We start from the raw sequence: 17058 nt of genomic DNA on the forward strand, positions 1-17058 counted from the left end.
CACGGCGGGGTATGCAGGCAGTCACGCTCGGTCCCGCCGGTACGTACTCACACCGCGCCGCGCGGGCCGTCGCCGACGATGTCGCCTTCCGCGAGTCGGTCACCGCCATCGTCGAGGCGGTCGCCGGCGGGGAGTACGACCGCGGGGTCGTCCCCGTCGAGAACAGCATCGAGGGGAGCGTCACCGAGAGCCTCGACGCGCTCACCGAGGCGGACGTGGCGGTCGTCCGCGAGATCGTCACCCCGATCCGCCACGCGCTGCTCGCGCAGGCGGAGACGTTCGAGGTGGTCGCCTCCCACTCGCAGGCGCTCGCGCAGTGTCGCGACTACCTGGAGCGCGAGTATCCCGACGCGCGGCGGGAGGCCGTCGCCTCCACCGCCCGCGGCGTCGAGCGCGCCCGCGAGGACCCGTCGGTCGCCGGCATCGGCCACCCCGCCAACGCGGCGTCCGACGACGGCGGCGTGGACCTGCGGGTGCTGGCCGAGGACATCCAGGACCAGTCGTCGAACGCGACGCGCTTCCTCGTCGTCGCCGGCGACGACGAGCGGACCGAGGCCGGCGGGAAGACCTCGGTGGTCGTCTACCCCGACGCCAACTACCCGGGGCTGCTGCTGGAGCTGCTCGAGGCGTTCGCCGACCGCGACGTGAACCTCTCGCGCATCGAGTCGCGCCCGAGCGGCGAGCGCCTCGGCGACTACCTGTTCCACATCGACTTCGAGGCCGGCCTCTACGAGGAGCGTGCGCAGGCGGCGCTCGGCGATGTCGAGGAGCTCGTCGGCGACGGCTGGGTCCGCGTCCTCGGCTCGTACGACACCGAGCACGTGGTGTACTGACGGGCGGCGACCCGGTCGGACAGGACGCATTCGGCTGGCGAACAGGCGACGCCCCGCGTCCGCGCCCCGACGCCGGCGTCGCGCACCCGCTGCCCGCCGGGGGTCGTTCTCACCGCACGGCGGCACTGGTCCCGGCTTCCGGGTTCAACGTTCGCGAGAACGAGTCGATCCGCCGTCGTCTATGGTCGGTCGGCGGGTCGCGCGATCGCCGCCTCGTCGCGGGGCGCGACCGTCCGTCACTCGGCGGCGGCGACCTCGCCGGCGTGGTACGCCTCCGCGTAGTCGACGAAGTTGCTCAGAATCTGCAGCCCGGTCTCGCCGCTCTTCTCGGGGTGGAACTGCGTGCCGATCACGTTTCCGGCCTCGTTGGCGGCGACGGCGGCGAAGCGCCGACCGTACTCGCAGGAGGCGATGGTGCGTTCGGTCACGTCCGCGCAGTAGGAGTGAACGAAGTACGCGTAGTCGCCCGCCTCGATCCCGTCCGTGATCGGGTGGTCGCGCTCGGGCGTGAGCTCGTTCCAGCCCATGTGCGGCACCTTCACGGAATCGGGGAGCCGCTCGACGCGCCCCGGAATGAGGCCGAGCCCCTCGACGGTCTCGCCCTCGGGCGCGCCCTCGGTGCTCTCCTCGTACATGAGCTGGAGCCCGACGCACACGCCGAGGATCGGGGTGTCCTCGGCCTTCTTGACGAGCACGTCGTGGAACGGCTCGGAGTTGTTCACGCACTCCCGAAACGCGCCGACGCCCGGCAACACGAGCGCCTCCGCGTCGCGGATCGCGTCGGGGTCGTTGGAGACGCTCACGTCCGCGCCGGCCCGTTCGAGCCCGCGGCGGAGGCTCCGGAGGTTGCCAACGCCGTAGTCGATGACGGTGACGTTCATACCCGATCTGCGGGGCGGGCGGTGAAAACGGTTGCCCGTCCGGCGGCGTGCGCCGCACGGTCACGTGCTTCGGCTCATCGACCAACCGAAACTCGCAGATGTGTCGAATCCGGCGGCGTGAGCTAGGCTATCACGCGTTCAGCGACGTTTAATATCTCAGCGAGCGTACTACGTGTCGGTGAGATTCAATGAGTAACATCGCTCCCTTCGACGAGATGAACCGGATGTTCGACCGCATGTCCCGCAACGTCGGGCGGATGGACTGGGGTGACCTCGACGCGATGCGACGGTCGGGCATCGACGTCGACATCGCCGAGTACGACGACGAGATCGTCGTGATGGCGGACCTCCCCGGGTTCGACCGCGAGCACATCGACCTGACCGTCCGCGACGACGTGCTCTCGATCGTTGCCGAGCGGGAGTTGACCCGCGACGACGGCGACGACGGCGACACGGGCGCGTACCTCCGCCGCGAGCGCCGCGCCGAGTCGCTGCGCCGCTCGATCACCCTCCCCGCGGAGGTCGTCGAGGACGACGCGAGCGCGACCTACTCGAACGGCGTGCTCACCGTCACCCTGCCCAAGGTCCACATGGACGAGGAGGGCGACGAGGGACACCACATCGAAGTGAACGAGTCGGACTGAGTTCACACCGATACCGACGGGACACCGCTACCGACGGGGAAACGCAGCGCCCGAGCGCCCGCTCGTTCCCGTTCCGGTTTTCCCTCGTTTCCTGCCCTCGCTTCGTCTTCTGCCCTCGTCCTCTGCTTCCTTCCCGTCTACTTCCCTCATCCCGCCTCCCAACCGCCTTCCGTAAGCTGCCGGCACCCCTCTCCGGTCGTCCGATACCGACTTGCCCGTGCCGACCGTCGCTCCGGCCGTGTCCACAGATCGCCGACCCGGAACCGTCCGCGACCGGGCCGTCGCCGGCGCCGCGTACGCGCTCGCGACGGTCCATTTCGGGATTTCGCTCGCCGGGCTCGCCGCGTTCCTCGACGCTCCGGGCTGGACCGGCGGGTTCGCGGGACCGGCGGACGGCGCCCTGATCGCCGTCGCGGCCGCCCTCGCGGGCGCCGTCGGCGCGTGGCGCGGCGGGCTCCCGGCGACGACGACCGAACGCGCCCGGCGGGTCGAACTCGCCGGGGGGCTCGTCGTGCTTCCGGGCGCGTGGGTCGCGCTGCTCATTGCGTTCGTCCCTCGGAACGTTCTCGCCGGCGTCCCGTTCGACCTCCTCCCGCTGGCGGCCAACGCGCTGCCGGCGCTGGCGGTGTTGGTCGTCGTGTACGGCTTCGGCCCGTTCGCGGCCGGCGAGGACGCCCGCCGCGACGTGGACCTTGACTGGAACGAACGGAACTGACGCGCGGGACCGCGAGGCGCGGGACCGGCTCCGTGCGAGGTCTCGCCCGCGGCGCCTCCCTACTCCGCGATGTCGATCGCCGGGCGGCCCGGCTCGGCCTTGTTCGCGACCGCGTCGTCGGCCTCCTCGGCCGACAGCACTCGAACCGGGGACTCGAACTCACGCTCGATCAGCCACGCGGCGGCCTCCAGCGCCTCGTGCTCGCGGTCGGGCGCCAGCGCGGGACGCAGCGCCTCGCGCTCGGCCTGCAGGTCCTTGGCGTAGTCGGACGCCGCGGAACCGTGGCGCTGGATCTCGGGCGTCTGCATCAACTCGCCGACCAGGTTGTCGGCGTCGCTGTCGATCGCGATCGCCAGCGCCTCGTGTTTCCACTCGGGGGCGACGACCACGTCGATTCGCTCGGGGTCGTCGATGCCCGCCACGTCGACGATGTTGCGGACGTCCTCGCGGGTGTTCTCGACCAGCTGGCGGCGCTTTTCGGCCTCGTCGGTGTCGACATCGGCGGTCGGCCAGTCGGCCTCGACCAGCATGCCCTCGTCCTCGTCGGTCAGCTCCGCGTACAGCTCCTCGGTCAGGTGCGGCGCGACCGGCGCCAGCAGCTTCAGCGCGACCGTCAGCCCGCGCTCGAACGTCGTCGCGTGCACCTCGTCGACGTACGCACGGTAGCTGCGCAGCGTGCCGACCAGCTGCTGGGCCTCCCGCGTCGCCAGGTCGAAGCCCAGGTCGTCGAAGTTCTCGGTGGCGACGGCGACCGCGGCGTCGACCTCCGAGCGGACGTACCGCGCGGCCGGATCGGCGTCGTCGTCCCCGCCGGCGCCGCCCGCGTCGACGCCGCCTGCGTCGCCCCCGGCGAACGAGCGCACGGTGTCGGCCAGCCGCCCCAGGAACCGGTGGGTCGACTTGACGCCCTCCTCGGACCAGTCGAACGCCGTGTCCGGGCGGGCCGCCTGCATCATGAACAGCCGGGCGGTGTCGGCGCCGTACTCGTCGACGATGCGCTGCGGGGAGACGGTGTTGCCCTTCGACTTGGACATCTTCTCGCCCTCCAGCTGCACCATCCCCTGCCCCAGCAGGTTCGTGAACGGCTCGCGGTGCTCCAGCATGTCCATGTCCGCGATGGCCTTCGTGGCGAACCGCGCGTACAGCAGGTGCATCACCGCGTGCTCCAGCCCGCCGACGTACTGGTCGACGGGCATCCAGTCGTTCGCGCGCTCGGCGTCGAACGGCGCGTCGTCCAGGTCCGGCGAGACGTAGCGCAGGAAGTACCACGAGGAGTCGACGAACGTGTCCATCGTGTCCGTCTCCCGCACCGCGTCGGCGCCGCAGTCGGGACAGGTCGTGTGTTTCCACTCGTGAGCCTCGTCCAGCGGGTTCCCCGTCGTGTTGACGAACTCCGGCAGCTCGACCGGCAGGTCCTCCTCGGGGACCATCACGGGGCCGCAGTCGTCGCAGTGGATCACCGGGATCGGGGTGCCCCAGTAGCGCTGGCGGGAGATCAGCCAGTCGCGCAGGCGGTACTGGGTGTGGAACGCCGCGGAGTCGATGTCCTCGGTCAGCGCCTCGCGCGCCTCGGCGCTCGTCAGCCCGTCGTACTCGCCGCTGTTGACCAGCACGCCGTCCTCGGTGTAGGCGCCCTCGCTCACGTCAGGCGCCTCCGGCTCGGCGTCGCCGTCGCCGTCCTCCTCCGGATCGGGCGCGACGACGGGGACGATGTCGACGCCCATGCGCTCGGCGAACGCGTGGTCGCGCTCGTCGTGGCCGGGGACGCCCATCAGCGCGCCCGTCCCCACGTCCGAGAGGACGAAGTCGGCGACGAAGACGGGCACCTCCTCGCCGGTCGCGGGGTTGGTGGCGGTCAGATCCGTCTCGACGCCGTTGGGCTCGTCGCCGTCGGGGTCGGCCACCTCCTCGATGAAGTGGGCGACCTCGTCGTCCTCGGCGGCCAGCTCCTCGGAGATGGGGTGGTCCGGGGCCAGCGCGAAGAACGTCGCGCCGTAGATGGTGTCCAGTCGGGTGGTGAACGCCTCGACCGGCCCGTGGTTCCCGATGTCGAACTCGACGCGGGAGCCCTCCTGCTTGCCGATCCAGTTGCGCTGCATCTCGCGGACGCTGTCGGGCCACCCCTCCAGGTCGTCGATGGCCGAACGCAGCTCGTCGGCGTACTCGGTGATACCCAGCGTCCACTGGTCCAGCTCGCGCTGTTCGACCAGCGTGTCACAGCGCCAGCAGCGTTCCTCCTCGCCCTCGACCTGCTCGTCGGCCAGTACCGTCTCACAGGAGGGACACCAGTTGACCTCGGCGGCGCGACGCTCGACCAGCCCCTCCTCGTGGAACTGCTGGAACAGCCACTGGTTCCAGCGGTAGTACTCCGGCTCGCAGGTGGTGATCTCCCGCTCCCAGTCGTAGCCGAAGCCCATCGCCTCCATCTGCCCGCGCATGGTCTCGATGCAGTCCATCGTCCAGTCGCGGGGGTTCGAGTCGCGCTCCTTGGCGGCGTTCTCGGCGGGCAGCCCGAAGGAGTCCCACCCCATCGGGTGGAGCACGTCCTCGCCCTGCATCCGCCGGTAGCGGGCGTACGCGTCCGTGATGGTGTAGTTGCGGACGTGGCCCATGTGGAGCTTCCCCGACGGGTACGGGAACATCCCCAGCACGTACGTCGGGTCCTCGGCGTCGTCCGGCGTCCGGTAGGCGTCGGCCTCCGCCCACGCCTCCTGCCAGCGTCGTTCGACCGCCGCGTGGTCGTAACCCTCCTCGGACATTTCTTACTTCCTCGTTCGGCCGCTTCCGCCCCTATACCTTTCCATCGAACACGGCGGTAGTTGCCAGCACGTGACATGCGAACGTCCTCCCGCGGTCCGGCACCGACGGAGGCTTTTTCTCGGTCGCCTCTCACCCCACCTCATGGCGAGGGGTCCTGTGAGCGGTCGTCGATGGATCCGGGCGGGGGGCGTCGTGTTGTCGTTCACGGCGGTGTTGACCGCCGCGTTCGTCGGGATCCTCGGACTGCTTCGGGGCAGCGTCACCGACACTGGGTCGAGACTCCCGCTGTACACGCTCGCGTTCGCGGTGACGTTCGTCGCCGCGATCTACCTGTTCTCCCGGTACGGCGCCGACGCGAGGACGGTGCTGTTCTCCGGGCTCGGGTTCGGGGCGGTGGCGTTCGTGCTGTTCGGCCTCGGCGCCGAGGGCGTCGTCTACGCGGTTCGGTCCCCGGCGGCCGTGTTCGGCTCCCACCTGGTGATCTACTTCCTGTCCGCGGGGATGATCGTGACCGGCGTGGGCTTCTGGCTCGTCACCCACTGGCGCGAACTGATCGGGGATCCGTTCCTCGCGGGCTCGGAGTCGCCGGAGCGATCGAAGTCGTCGGAGTGATCGCGGTCGCCGGAGCGATCGGGTCGCAGCCGCGGCGCCGTGGCGGGGGGAGAGATACGCCGCAAGCGAGGGGGTCGTCTCGCTGGCACCGATCCCTTCCGATACCTGAAAACCCCGAAATCACTGCAGACGAAGCTGATCGAACCCGATCCGCGGATCGAACCTGTGGCTCGTCACAAGACTAATACCGGCTCCCGCCGACCTGCGAGTCGCTACAGAGGACAACTGCACGGAGAACGGAGGTCGTAGGACAACCGAACGTTCTCTTCCGAAGCGGATAAACGTTTCCCCAGTGGGAACGCTGCTTCGGCGGCTCGCGCGGACCGGTGTCACCGCGTTCAACCGATGACGGACGTGCCAACACATGACAGACGTTCACACACGAACGAGACGGACCCGGACGGACGCGGTCGCCGCCAGCGTCCGCCGCGACCGCCCCGCCACAGCGGCGGCGCCGGGGGTGCCGCCCTGATGGGAGAGATACGGATCAGCGACGACTCCGGCGAGGAGCGGATCGTGACCGGAGCGTTGAACGACAGGATCGAGGTCAGGATCGAGGAGGGACGACCGCGCGTTGTGATCCCGGAGGACGGGCAGTTGACCGCGAGGGACGTGGACGTCGTCGAGGAGGACCTCCGTGGCGACCCCTCGCTGTTCGCGAGCCCCTGGTGGTTCCTCTACGTCCCGACGCTGCTCGGGACCGTTCTCCTCGTCGCCATCGCCGCGGACGTCTTCGCCGGGTTGCCGCCGGCGTACGGCCCGCAGGTCGCCGCGAGCGCGGGCGTGTTCTTCGTCCTGACGGCCGGCACGGGGACCTACTTCATGGTGGCCGACGCCCGGACCGTGTCGGGCGAGGGCTCGACGTGGCAGCCGACGGCGCTCCCGTACGTCGCGGGCGGCGGCACCGTGTCGACGGCGGTCCTGCTGGCCGCCGGCGGGGGGCTCTCGCCCGGGTCACTGACGGTCCCGGCGCTGGCGGGCGCCGCGATCGTCGGGATGACGACGGCCTCGGCCGTCTCCGGACCGGTCTACCTGTTCCGTCGATACCGGCACATCGGCCTCGAGTGAGTCCGTCCCGCCGGCGTCGCTCGGCGGGGTTCCGAGGATCGGTGCCGGATCCCGCGATCGCTGGTCGTCTCCGACCGGCGTGCCCCGCCCGGACTCAGACGAGCCAGACGCCCACGACGATCGCCAACGCGACGAGCAGCAGGAGGACGACCACCTGGGGGTCGGTCGACACTCGACGGTCGTCGTCGGACCGGAGACCGGCGGCCGTGGCGGTGCCGACGCGACGCGTCGTCCGCGCCGTCGTCGCCGACAGCCGTCGAAGCGCCGTCCGGGAGCCGCGATAGCCGACTCGAATGAGGTAGGTCACCAGCTGCCCGGCCTCCCAAACGATGTCGTCCCGCTCGCTCGTCGTTCTCGATCCGGAACGGCCGGTGTCGCCCGCGTCAGCGTCCCGGGTGCCGCCAGTCCGGGTGGTCGCCCCCGAGTCGTCCGTCTCGGGTGTGACCGTGCCCGTGCCCGCGTCCGTGTCCGATCCGGGATCGGTTCCCGCCCCGGATCGCTCCGGGTCGGCGTCGCCGCCGATCCCGTCGAGGAGTCCCGGCGGGAGGGGTCGCAACTCCGGCGGGTCGGTCGACTCGAACCCCGGGGTCGCCCCGGCGTCGTACGTCTCCTTGCGGCGGAACCGGACCTCGTGGACCCCGTCGGCCCAGTCGCCGACGACGAACGCCTCGCCGGCGTCGAGCGACTCGATGCGGTTCGCGTACGACGCGTCGAGGTGCTTGCGCACGACCTCCACGTCGTTGTTCCAGGTGAGGCGGTGCCAGACGAGCCAGTTGCACTGGGTGATGAAGTCCTTGTCCACGGCCGCGGGTCGCTGACTCACCGCGAGCATCCCGAGGCCGCGCTTGCGACCGCGCTTCGCCACCCGGATGACCGTCTCCGCGAGGTCGTCGGAGCGTCCCGACTGCGGGACGTACTCGTGGGCCTCCTCCAGCACCACGAGGAAGGGCTGTTTCCGCTCGTTCTCCAGGTGAAAGAGGTGCTTCAGGGTCTCCTCCACGAGGGCATCGACGACGTCGCCGTCGAGGTACCCCGAGAGGTCCAGAACGACCGGAACCGACTCGTCCAGCGCGAGTCGCGCGAGCGCTTCCGCGTCCCCCGGGCCGACGCGAACGTCGCAGTCGTCGCCGTCGCCGGCGCGAACGACCTCGTACGACTCCTTGAGGCCGAAGTACTCCCCGTCGGAGTCGACGACCAGACAGCCGAGGTCGCGCTCGAGCAGCTCCTCCAGGATCACGGTGACGGTGTTGCTCTTTCCGGACCCGCTCTTCCCGAACACCGCCCCGCGGCCGGTCAACACCTCGGTGACGGGGAGTTCGAACCCGTCGACTGTCGGCGCGATCGGCGCGTCACGGTCCGGCATGAGCGGAGGAACCGACGACACAGACATAAGCCTTCAGGGGCGCGGCGCCGGTCACCTCCGACACCGCGCCCCGTAACAGGTATCCTGTCAGCGAGCCTATCAACGCACATGGGTACGGACATCGACACCGCAGAGGAGTCCGCGGAGGGAGCCGACCCGGGTCCGTTGACGACGGCCTACCGCACGGTTACCCCGGGGTATCGCTCGCGTTCGGACGACGAGATGAACGCGATCGGGTGGGCTGTCTTCATCGGCATGCTGGCGCTGTTGTTCCCGCTGCTCCCGTTCGTCGCCATCGTCTGGCTCGTGAGCAAGGGGATCGACGCGATCACGGGATCGGACGACGCCGACGCGGAGGAGATCTGATCCGGAGCGAGTCGGCGGACCGCTACTCGGCGAGGCCGAGCAGGTCGAACGCGTAGCCGTTGTCGCGCTCGTCCGCGTGCTCGTAGACGACGTGGGCCGCCGCGACGTCCTGGATCGCGAGCCCCGTGGAGTCGAAGACCGTGATCCCGTCGCTCGCGACTCGGCCGTCCTTCTCGCCCACGACGATCTCGCCGATCTGTCCGTAGATGTCGTCGTCGCCGAGGACGCCCGCCGCGTAGGGGACGTTGATCTCCCCCGAGTGGGTCGTCTGCTCGTAGTCGTCGATGACGAGTTTCGCGTCCAGCAACACCTCGTCGGCGAGTTCGTGTTTCCCCTCGGCGTCGGCGCCCATCGCGTTGATGTGGGTGTGGTCGCCGACGGCCTCGCGCGAGACGATGGGATCCTCGACGGGCGTCACCGTCGAGAGCACGTCGCAGGCGGCGGCCTCCTCGACGGAGCCGGCGCGCACGTCGAAGCGGTCCTCGAACGCGTCGATAAAGCGGGCGACGCGCTCCTCCGAGAGGTCGGAGATGACGACCTCCTCGATGTCGCGGACGGCGGAGATGGCCTCCAGTTGGGTGTACGACTGGGCGCCCGCGCCGACGATCCCCAGCGAGGAGGCGTCCGCGACCGCGAGGTGGTCGGTGGCGACGGCGGCGGCCGCGCCCGTGCGCTTCATCGTCAGCTCCGTGCCGTCGAGGATCGCCAGCGGGAAGGCGTTCTTCGGGTCCGAGTAGATCATCGTCCCCATCACCGTCGGGAGGTCGTACTGCTCCTCGTTGTCGGTGTGGACGTTGACCCACTTCACGCCCGCCGCGTCCCACTCGCCGGCGTCGAGGTAGGCGGGCATCGACCGGAAGTCGCCGTTGTACGTCGGGAGGTCGATGTAGCTCTTGGGGGGCATCTGCGCGTCCCCGCGCTGGTAGGCGGCGAACGCGTCCTCGATGGCGGGCACGAGCTCGTCCATCGCGGCGTTCTCGTGCACGTCGTCGCTGTTGAGCAGCAGCGTCTTCATGCTCGCAAGAATTGCGCGGGCCGATTAGAAGCCACCGGTACGGCGTCGGGGTCCCGGGGACACCGCGCGCGTCGGGTCAACGACGGGGGATCGCGACGGCGGCGACGGTGGCTCCTGCGCCGAACCCCGGCGGTGACGGCATCTCTCGCATTAAGCCGACTTAATCGGGCTTATCGAGGGCCGAAACGCCCGAATTCGGCTTTCCGGTCTGCACCCCTCTTTACCCCGGAGGCCACAAGGACGAGCGCAACATGAGCCGAACCAAACTCGCCGCGATCGCACTCGCGGCATTGCTCGCAGTGACCGGTGTCGCCGCCGCGGCCCCGGGGAACGCCCCCGCGGACGCGGGCTCGAACGACGGCGCGGTCGGCCAGGCCGGCCCGCCCTCGGAACTGCCCGATCCCGTCCCGGACTTCGTGGGCGACATCCACGACCAGATCAGCTCGTTCATCGACGGTAACGTCGAGAACCTCGGCGAGGCCGTCTCCGGCATCGCCGGCGGCGACGCGGGCGACGGTGCTGACGACGGTACCGACGACGCCGCGGACGCGTAGGGCGACGGTGCTGACGACGGTACCGACGACGCCGCGGACGCGTAACGTGTGGAAACTGTTCGCTGACCCGCCCGGCCCTCACGCGGCCTGACCTCGTTTTCGCGGACGTCGATACGGTCAGACGACCGTTTGTCCCTCCAGAAGACACTTTCCGGGCTGTGCTGTACGACGGCGTGGTATGCCCTCCAGATCGAGTCCGCTGGCGGCCCTGCTCGTCGTCGTGATCGTCACGGCCGGCTGTCTCGGGGGTCCGGCGCCGGGAACGGACCCGACCGCCGACGGCACGCCGACGGCCTCGCCGACCCCGACAGCGTCGCCGACGCCGCCCGACGAGACGCCGACGTACACGCCGCCAGGGACGGAGTACGCCTCAGAACAGCCGGACGCCAGCCACTCCGTCACCGTGGCGAACGAGTGGAATCGGAGTGTGACGGTTCAGGTGACGGTCGTCCGCGAGGCGACGAACGAGACCGTCCACGAGGGGACCTACGATGTCGCCGCGGGCGGGGAACAGGCCGTCTACGACACCGCCGACGCGAACCCCGACGGGATCGAACGGTTCACCGTCGAGGCGACCGCGCTGAACGCGACCGAGTCGGTCACGATCGAGACGTCGAAGTGCTACGGGAACGTGTACGTCGAGATCACGCCGGACGGGGAACTGTACCCGTACTACGCGATCTGTTGATCCCGCGGTCATCGTCGCGGGGCCGAACGACGACGGCGCCGTCGCTGGTGGGTCGCGGCGTCGAAAGAAGTCGAAGGTTCGGTCGAAAGCGGTTCGGCGGTCGGGTGCGCGCGTGAGTGTAGTTAGGCCGTACCCGAATTCACATCGCGCCGCCCATACCGCCCATGCCGCCCATACCGCCCATGCCGCCGCCGGGCGCGCCGCCCTCCTCGTCGTCGTTGCCGCCGGTGGACAGGTCGCCCGCGGCGATGATGTCGTCGATCTTGAGGACGAGGTTCGCGGCCTCGGTGGCGCTGGAGAGCGCCTGTTCCTTGGCGTGGGCCGTCTCGACGACGCCCGACTCGAAGGTGTCCTCGATCTCGCTGGAGAACACGTTCAGGCCGGCGGTCTCGTCGCCCGCCTCGTGAGCGGCGCGCAGGTCGACCAGCGTGTCGATGGAGTCGAGCCCGGCGTTCTCGGCGAGGACGCGCGGGACCAGTTCCAGCGCGTCGGCGAACGCCTCGACGGCGAGCTGCTCGCGACCCTCGACGGAGTCGGCGAAGTCGCGGAGGCGGGAGGCCAACTCGACCTCGATGGCGCCGCCGCCGGCGACGATGCGGCCGTCCGAGACGGCCGTGGAGACGACGTCCAGCGCGTCCTGGACGCCGCGCTCCAGCTCGTCGACGACGTGGTCGGTCGAGCCGCGCAGCAGCAGCGTGACGCCGTGGGCGTCCGCGCCGCCCTCGACGTAGAACAGCTCGTCGGCGTCGTCACGCGACACCGAGCCGCGGCCGAGGTCGTCGGCGGTCGCGGAGTCCAGATCCGAGACGATGTTGCCGCCGAGGATGTTCTTGAGGAAGCCCAGGTCGGACTTCTTCACGCGGCGGGCCGCGAGGATGCCCTCCTTCGCGAGGTAGTGCTGGGCGAGGTCGTCGACGCCCTTCTGACAGAAGACGACGTTCGCGCCCGTCTCCTTGATCTGCTGGACCTTCTGCTTGAGCTGGTCCTCCTCCTGGTCGAGGAACTGCTGGAGCTGGTCGGGCGAGTCGATGGACACCTGCGTGTCCACGTCGGCCTCCTCGACCTCGATGGGGTCGTTGAGCAGGAGGACGTTCGCGTCCTCGACTTCCGAGGGCATGTCGTCGTGGAGCGGGTCCTTGTCGACGACCGCGCCCTGCAGGAGCTCGGACTCGCCGGCCGAGCGCCCGGTCTGGGTCTCCATCGCGACGTTCTCCAGGTCGACCACGTGGGAGCCGTCGTCGGCTTCGACGGTGACCTGCTTGACGGCGCGGTAGATGAGGTCCGCGAGGACCTCCTTCTCCAGCTCCGCACCCTTGCCGGTCATCGAGGTCTCGGCGACCTTCGTGATCAGCTCCTCGTCGTCGGGGTCGACGGCGGTCGCGACCTCGTCGACCTCGGCGCGGGCCTGCTCGCTGGCGAGGTGGAAGCCCTTGATGATCGCCGTCGGGTGGATCTCCTGTTCGAGGAGGTCCTCGGCGTTCTTGAGGAGCTCGCCCGCGATGGCGACGGCCGTCGTCGTCCCGTCGCCGGCCTCGTCCTCCTGGGTCTCGGCGACCTCGACGATCATCTCGGCCGTCGGGTTGTCGATGTCCATCGTCTGGAGGATGGTGACCCCGTCGTTCGTGATGGTCACGTCGCCCATCGAGTCGACGAGCATCTTGTCCATCCCTTTCGGGCCGAGCGTCGAACGAACGGCCTCGGCTACGGCACGCGCCGCGGAGATGTTGTATTCCTGCGCGTCCTTGTCCTTCACCCGCTGGGAGTCCTCACCCATGATGATCATGGGCTGTCCCTGCATTCGTCGCTGGCTCATGTACGGGAGTCAGTGAGGTTGTGATTCTACATAAAACCTTGGTTCGACTGTGGTTGCGGTTCACCGCGCGCTCGGCTCGGCCAATCGAGAGAACCGCACGACTACGGACCTATGTTCCGTGCCAACTGGTGACAATCTCCGTAAAACATCCGACCGATCCGTCGGGTCAGGAAGCGTGGTTTATATACTATCGTCGGCGGCGTCGACGGGTTCCTTCCAGTGGACGCGGACCGTCCCGACGGCGAACGCGTCGTCGGTGTCGGTGTCGCGCGAGACCGCGAGCGTGTTCGTGCCCTCGCGGAGGTCGGCGCCTGTCACGGTGTCGGTCCACAGCTGCCATCCCTCGTTCGGCGGGATGTCGAACCCCGACAGCGGCTCGCCGTTCACGAGCACCTCGTGGCCGTACTCCGCGACGTCGAACGCCTGGATCTCGAGGTACGCCTCGCGGGGGTCGTCGGTCGACACCTCGAACTCGTGATCGTCGGTCCGATCGCCGGCGCCGTCGGCCCAGTCGAGATCCAGCTCCGAATCCGTCGGCGAGAGCTGTGCGCCGAGGTAGACGGTGGCGTACGTCGCGCGTTCGGTCATCGGCCGCAGTTGGCGACCGCGCGGCAAAAAGACGGCTCTTCGCGCAGTCCCGCGGTCACTCCGCTTCCTGCGGTGGCGCGGACAGCAGATCGGATCCGGTGTCCTCCGGGGGATAGTCCGGAAGCGCGTCGTCGTCGTCGAGCGTCTCGATCTCTCGCTCGGTGAGGTGTTGCTCCAACTGCTCGAGCTTCTTGCGCCCCTGCCGTTCGCGTCCGCGCTTCGTGTCTGGCATTGACAACCGTGACAACTACACCCATGGTTATGAATCTTTCCGGGGCGCCCACACCGACGGGACTTATCACAGCCCGCGCCCGTCGGGGCGTGTGACCGAACGCTCAGGCGATCTCACGAGGCGGGCGCTGTTGGCGGCCGTCGCCGGCGGCGCGACGGCTGGCGGCGCCCTCGGTCCGGTTCGCGGCTACCTCTCGACGTTCGCGCCGCTGTCGGGCGGGGCGTGGGACGCCGCGAGCGACGATCCGCCCTCCCGCGTCCGGAACCCCCACGGCGAGGCGACTCTCCGCTACGACGACGAGGCGGTCCCCCGTATCGAGGCGGACGAGGAGGCAGCGCTGTGTTTCGCCGCCGGCTACGCCCACGGCGCCGACCGGCTGTTCCAGATGGACCTCCAACGACGCCAGCTTCGCGGGCAGCTCTCCGAGGTCGTCGGCGAGGCGACGCTCGAGTCCGACCGCTTTCACGTCCGGATGGACTTCGCGGCCGCCGCCGACGCCACGTGGGACCTCGTGCGCGACACCGAGGCGGCCCCGCTCGTCGAGGCGTACTGCGAGGGCGTGAACCGGGCCCGGGAGGACCTCCCGGCGCCGGTGGAGTTCGAACTCCTCGACTACGAGCCGGCGCCGTGGACGCCCGCGGACGTGATGCTGGCCGAGAAGCAGATCGCGTGGACGCTCACCGGGAGCTTTGGGACGCTCCGCACGGAGACGCTCCGGGCGGAGATGGGCGCCGAGGCGGCCGAGGCGCTCATGCCCGACCGGTTGGACCACGACGCGGCGATCCTCGGCCACGCCGAGGCGACTGACGACTGGGAGGTCCCCGACGGCGATGCAGCACGGCGTCCTCCGGCGACCAACGACGCCCGCGACGGGAGCAGTCGCGCCGCGATCGGGACCGACCCCGAACTCGACCGCCGGCTCTCGGCCGCCGAGCCCCCGGAGTGGGCGGGGTCCAACTCGTGGGCGGTGGGCGCCGAGCACACCGAGGGCGGCGCGCCGATCGTGGCGAACGACCCGCACCTCTCGCTGATGGCGCCCCCGGTGTGGTACGAGCAGGTGCTCCGTCATCCGGACTATCAGGTCCGGGGGGTCACCTTCCCGGGCGTCCCGTTCGTGATCATCGGCGAGAACGACCGCGGGGCGTGGGGGTTCACCAACGCCGGCTGCGACGTGATCGACTTCTACGAGTACGAGACCCGGAACGACGGCACGGAGTACCGTCACGGCGACCGCTGGCGGTCCTTCGACACCGAGACCCGGACGATCGGGGTCGCGGGCGCGTCGGACCGCGAGGTCGAGGTGAAGAAGTCCGTCCACGGCGCGGTGCTGGGCGCGGACGCCGGCGGCGACGAGTTCCGGAGCGAACTCGGCGTCGCGTGGACCGGCCTCTCGGCGACGAACGCGACCAACGGCATCCTCGGGATCAACCGCTCGCGAGGCGCCGAGGACATCGACGAGGCGTTGCGCGACTTCGGCGAGCCGACGCAGTGTTTCGTCTACGCCGACCGCGAGGGCTCGGTCCGCTACCGGGTCACCGGCCGCGTCCCGATCCGGCGAACCGACGGCGAGATGGTGCCCGGAACGCGCGTGTTCGACGGCTCCGCCCGCGAGGGCGAGTGGGTCGGCTACACGCCGTACGGCGAGTCGTCGTGGGAGGGGTTCATCCCGTACGATGAGATGCCCCACGACGACGACCCCGACTACGTCGGCACCGCGAACCAGCGCGTCGTCGACGACGCGGACTACCCGTACTACCTCGCGGAGGCGTACAGCGAGCCGTTCCGGGGGCTCCGCCTATGGGAGCGGCTCGACGCGCTCGTGGACCGCGGCAACGTGACTCCCGCCGACATGCGCGACCTCCAGCGCGACGTGCGCGACGGTCGGCTCGACCACTTTCGTCCGGTGCTGGAAGAGGCCAGGGGCGAACTCTCGGGCGACGCGCGCTCGGACATCGATGCCGTCCTCGATTGGGACGGCGAGGCAGCGCGCGACGCCCGGGAGCCGCTGCTGTTCGTCCGCTTCCTCGACGCCTACGAGGGGCGGTTCGTCGCCGACGGGCTCTCGGAACTCGACGACCGTCGCGACCCGTCCGCGTACGCCCCGAACCAGTGGGTGCTCGCGACGCTCGGCGACGAGTGGTTCGAGCCGGACCGCGCGAGCGCCGCGGCCGACGCGTTCGAGACGGCACGCGAACAGGTCGACGCCGGCGGCTGGGAGACCTACGGCGACTACAACCGGACCGCGATCGATCACCCGTTCGACCAGTCGTTCCTCAACTACCCGCGCTATCCGATCGACGGCTCGGCGGCGACGCTGTTCAACTTCCGCGTCGAGTCCAGCGCCGGCAGCAGTTGGCGACAGGTGTGCCCGATGGACGCCACGACATCGCGGTGCATCCTCCCCGGGGGCAACGACGGGAACGTCTACGCCGACGACTACGACGGCCAGTTGCGTCGCTGGGCGGACGGCGAGTACAAGCCGATGGACCGGGAGATGCGCGGCGACCTCGCGGTCCGGTTCGCCGGAGGTGACGACGAGTGACCGCCGCAGGCGACCGCCCGACGCGCTGGATCGCGACGGCGCTGGCGCTGATCGCCGGTCTCGGTCTCGCGTCGGTTCACTGGATCGGCCTCGTCGCGGGCGCGGCGCTGGTCGCGCTCCCGCAGCGGACGACGGCCCGGGGCGTCGCCGCCGGCGTCGGCTTCGGCCTCCTCGCGCTCGCGGCGACCGCGGCGTCGCTGTCGCTGGCAGGCGGACTCGACGTGGCGCTCGCGATGACGCAACCGCTCGGCGTCGCGGTCGGCGTCGCCGTCGTGGGGGGTGCCGTCGGCGGCCTCGCTCGCGGCGTAGTGTAGGGGCTGACAGGCGGTCCTCGCGTCACGGCTTCGCCCGGCTCACCGTGTCTTCGTCGGGGGTGGACCACAC

17 protein-coding genes are annotated in these 17058 nt (G+C 70.0%); 10 read left to right on the forward strand and 7 right to left on the reverse strand.

Annotation, left to right across the window (positions count from 1 at the left end):
- Window positions 1-11 precede the first annotated feature (11 nt).
- Complete coding sequence (pheA, locus tag K6T36_RS12145) at window positions 12-833, forward strand: prephenate dehydratase (RefSeq protein WP_222606820.1); 822 nt, start codon at window positions 12-14, stop codon at window positions 831-833.
- A 236-nt stretch (window positions 834-1069) separates the two neighbouring features.
- Here pheA and hisH read toward each other — a convergent pair whose 3' ends face one another.
- A complete protein-coding gene (hisH, locus tag K6T36_RS12150) occupies window positions 1070-1714 on the reverse strand; it encodes an imidazole glycerol phosphate synthase subunit HisH (protein WP_222921514.1) in 645 nt (214 codons plus the stop codon).
- Between the two features lie 188 nt (window positions 1715-1902).
- Here hisH and K6T36_RS12155 point away from each other — a divergent pair, with 188 nt between their 5' ends.
- Both K6T36_RS12155 and K6T36_RS12160 read left to right on the forward strand, forming a co-directional pair.
- Window positions 1903-2358: an Hsp20/alpha crystallin family protein gene (locus K6T36_RS12155; protein ID WP_222606822.1), complete on the forward strand. Its 456-nt coding sequence runs from the start codon at window positions 1903-1905 to the stop codon at window positions 2356-2358.
- 238 nt (window positions 2359-2596) lie between these two features.
- Window positions 2597-3073 carry a hypothetical protein gene (locus K6T36_RS12160; RefSeq protein WP_222921515.1) on the forward strand — a complete coding sequence of 159 codons (477 nt, stop codon included), beginning with the start codon at window positions 2597-2599 and terminating at the stop codon, window positions 3071-3073.
- 59 nt (window positions 3074-3132) lie between these two features.
- On the opposite strand, the gene leuS is transcribed toward K6T36_RS12160, so the two are convergent.
- On the reverse strand, window positions 3133-5832 hold the full coding sequence (leuS, locus tag K6T36_RS12165) for a leucine--tRNA ligase (protein ID WP_222921516.1): 2700 nt from the start codon (window positions 5830-5832) through the stop codon (window positions 3133-3135).
- 142 nt (window positions 5833-5974) lie between these two features.
- Here leuS and K6T36_RS12170 point away from each other — a divergent pair, with 142 nt between their 5' ends.
- Both K6T36_RS12170 and K6T36_RS12175 read left to right on the forward strand, forming a co-directional pair.
- Window positions 5975-6445 (forward strand): hypothetical protein, encoded by a 471-nt coding sequence (locus tag K6T36_RS12170; RefSeq protein ID WP_222921517.1) that lies wholly within the window; start codon window positions 5975-5977, stop codon window positions 6443-6445.
- Window positions 6446-6916: 471 nt separating this feature from the next.
- Window positions 6917-7513: a hypothetical protein gene (locus K6T36_RS12175; protein WP_222606826.1), complete on the forward strand. Its 597-nt coding sequence runs from the start codon at window positions 6917-6919 to the stop codon at window positions 7511-7513.
- 94 nt (window positions 7514-7607) lie between these two features.
- Here the strand turns inward: K6T36_RS12175 and K6T36_RS12180 are convergent, their stop codons facing one another.
- Window positions 7608-8876, reverse strand: coding sequence for an ATP-binding protein (locus tag K6T36_RS12180; protein WP_222921518.1), 1269 nt, complete (start codon window positions 8874-8876; stop codon window positions 7608-7610).
- Between the two features lie 108 nt (window positions 8877-8984).
- Between K6T36_RS12180 and K6T36_RS12185 the strand changes: the two genes are divergently transcribed.
- Window positions 8985-9242: a DUF7535 family protein gene (locus tag K6T36_RS12185; RefSeq protein WP_225935119.1), complete on the forward strand. Its 258-nt coding sequence runs from the start codon at window positions 8985-8987 to the stop codon at window positions 9240-9242.
- 22 nt (window positions 9243-9264) lie between these two features.
- Here K6T36_RS12185 and K6T36_RS12190 read toward each other — a convergent pair whose 3' ends face one another.
- Window positions 9265-10257: an ornithine cyclodeaminase family protein gene (locus K6T36_RS12190; RefSeq protein ID WP_222921519.1), complete on the reverse strand. Its 993-nt coding sequence runs from the start codon at window positions 10255-10257 to the stop codon at window positions 9265-9267.
- Window positions 10258-10508: 251 nt separating this feature from the next.
- On the opposite strand from K6T36_RS12190, the gene K6T36_RS12195 reads away from it, so the two are divergent.
- Both K6T36_RS12195 and K6T36_RS12200 read left to right on the forward strand, forming a co-directional pair.
- On the forward strand, window positions 10509-10811 hold the full coding sequence (locus tag K6T36_RS12195; RefSeq protein ID WP_222921520.1) for a hypothetical protein: 303 nt from the start codon (window positions 10509-10511) through the stop codon (window positions 10809-10811).
- 178 nt (window positions 10812-10989) lie between these two features.
- Window positions 10990-11499, forward strand: coding sequence for a hypothetical protein (locus K6T36_RS12200; RefSeq protein ID WP_222921521.1), 510 nt, complete (start codon window positions 10990-10992; stop codon window positions 11497-11499).
- Window positions 11500-11638: 139 nt separating this feature from the next.
- Here the strand turns inward: K6T36_RS12200 and thsB are convergent, their stop codons facing one another.
- The 3 genes from thsB to K6T36_RS12215 form a co-directional block, all read right to left on the reverse strand.
- Window positions 11639-13282, reverse strand: coding sequence for a thermosome subunit beta (gene thsB / locus K6T36_RS12205; protein ID WP_222923449.1), 1644 nt, complete (start codon window positions 13280-13282; stop codon window positions 11639-11641).
- A 210-nt stretch (window positions 13283-13492) separates the two neighbouring features.
- Window positions 13493-13900: a DUF7383 domain-containing protein gene (locus tag K6T36_RS12210; protein ID WP_222921522.1), complete on the reverse strand. Its 408-nt coding sequence runs from the start codon at window positions 13898-13900 to the stop codon at window positions 13493-13495.
- A gap of 55 nt (window positions 13901-13955) precedes the next feature.
- Window positions 13956-14132, reverse strand: coding sequence for a hypothetical protein (locus tag K6T36_RS12215; protein ID WP_222921523.1), 177 nt, complete (start codon window positions 14130-14132; stop codon window positions 13956-13958).
- A 91-nt stretch (window positions 14133-14223) separates the two neighbouring features.
- Here K6T36_RS12215 and K6T36_RS12220 point away from each other — a divergent pair, with 91 nt between their 5' ends.
- Together K6T36_RS12220 and K6T36_RS12225 are read left to right on the forward strand one after the other, a co-directional pair.
- Window positions 14224-16674, forward strand: coding sequence for a penicillin acylase family protein (locus tag K6T36_RS12220; protein ID WP_222921524.1), 2451 nt, complete (start codon window positions 14224-14226; stop codon window positions 16672-16674).
- Window positions 16671-16988 carry a hypothetical protein gene (locus K6T36_RS12225; RefSeq protein WP_222921525.1) on the forward strand — a complete coding sequence of 106 codons (318 nt, stop codon included), beginning with the start codon at window positions 16671-16673 and terminating at the stop codon, window positions 16986-16988. Before K6T36_RS12220 ends, K6T36_RS12225 begins: the two co-directional genes overlap by 4 nt.
- The last annotated feature ends 70 nt before the right edge of the window (window positions 16989-17058 follow it).

Origin of the sequence: Halobaculum roseum (assembly GCF_019880245.1) — an archaeon.
Lineage (GTDB): Archaea > Halobacteriota > Halobacteria > Halobacteriales > Haloferacaceae > Halobaculum > Halobaculum roseum.